At 56.2% G+C, this 1,477-nt stretch carries 1 protein-coding gene; it reads right to left on the reverse strand.

Features of this window, described 5'->3' with window-relative positions; genetic code table 11:
• Positions 1 to 265: 265 nt before the first annotated feature.
• Complete coding sequence (locus PKO02S_RS32000) at positions 266 to 1,114, reverse strand: YitT family protein (RefSeq protein WP_164821830.1); 849 nt, start codon at positions 1,112 to 1,114, stop codon at positions 266 to 268.
• Positions 1,115 to 1,477: the final 363 nt, after the last annotated feature.

Below are 1,477 nucleotides of genomic sequence, written 5' to 3' on the forward strand. Positions count from 1 at the left end.
ACGCCATCCAAAAGGACAGCTAAAGCTTCGACCAAAGCTAAGTCAGCGTCTGCCCGAAAATAACGTTACGAAATCACCTTATTTCGCTCAAACTCCACAATTGCCGAAAAATAACGATCAGCAGCCATCACCTTATTTCGCCCGCAACCTATCTTCTTGATGGGTTTCGGATGAAATAGCGTTAAGGCATCACCTTATTTTTCTGCAAAAATGGGTTTCGCGCCAAATAGAGTTATGCCATCACCTTATCTTAATTCGCTTAATGCTAGATCCAGGCCGAACGTGCGGCACGCTCGCGAGAGTGGCGTCGTTCGATCTCGAACCGGTCGAACCCTTCGCCCATGACCTCCTCGGCATCGCTCAAGAGCACGAAAGCCCGCGGATCGGCCTGCGCGACAAGCCGCTTGAGCAGCGGCACCTCGGAGCGCTTCAGCACGACGAGCTGGACGTTTCGGTCCGTGCCGGTGAAGGCGCCCGTGCCACGCAGCTCGGTCATGCCGCGGTCGAGCCGCTCGAGCATGGCGTCGCGCACCGGCTCCGGCCGATCGGAGACGATCAGCGCGAACGCCGTCGCGTTCGAGCCGTGGTGGATGAGCGACAGCAGCCGTCGGATGAAGAACAGGCTGACCAGCGCGTACAGCGCATTTTCCGGCGAGAAGGCGATTCCTCCGATAGCGATGACAAGGCCATCCAGTACGGTGATCGTCTTGGCCGGCGGGATCGCTTGGCGCTTGAGCAGCAGGCTGGCTACGACCGAGAAGCCGCCGACGGAACCGCCCACCCGGAACAGCAAGCCAAGTCCGATGCCGGTTCCGATTCCTCCATAGACGCTCGCCAGCAGCGGATTGGTCGTCAGAGGCGGCCAATCCGCTGTCGCATAGATCAAAAGCGGCAGCAGCACGCTACCGAACAGCGACTTGGCCATAAACGCCCGGCCGAGCGCCAAACCACCTACTACTAATAGCACCGCGTTGATCGCCCAAATGCTGATTGCAGGCGACGCACCCAAGTATCGCTCCAGCAGCGTCGCCAGCCCGGTCACGCCGCCGGAGGCGATCCGGTTCGGATTGAGCAGCATGTTGAAGCTCACCGCAATGAGGAAACAGCCAATCATAGTTCCTGCCACCGTCCGTACAGCCGTTCCACCCACAGCTACCATAGCTCGCACCGCGCTTCCTACCGCAGTACCTGCCGCCCTTCCAGCCACTATTCCTATCGCCGAGCTCGCCCAACCTCGCCTTGCATTTTTTGTTTTCATTGCATCTTTCACACTCCGCAACGATTTGCATTTTTTACCGATTATAGAGTCACATCGAAATCGCCGCAAGCACATGCGTTGCTGCACCGGTGCTTATGCGCTTGCGCGCTTCTACGCTTCGCCCTCCTAAAATTTTCCCTTTTACAAAATATTTTTTCTATTAAAAAAATGGCTCAAAACCGAAATCAGTACTTGACAAAATGAACCAAACCCAAAATT

Origin of the sequence: Paenibacillus koleovorans NBRC 103111 (assembly GCF_004000845.1) — a bacterium.
Taxonomy (GTDB): Bacteria; Bacillota; Bacilli; order Paenibacillales; family NBRC-103111; genus Paenibacillus_AA; species Paenibacillus_AA koleovorans.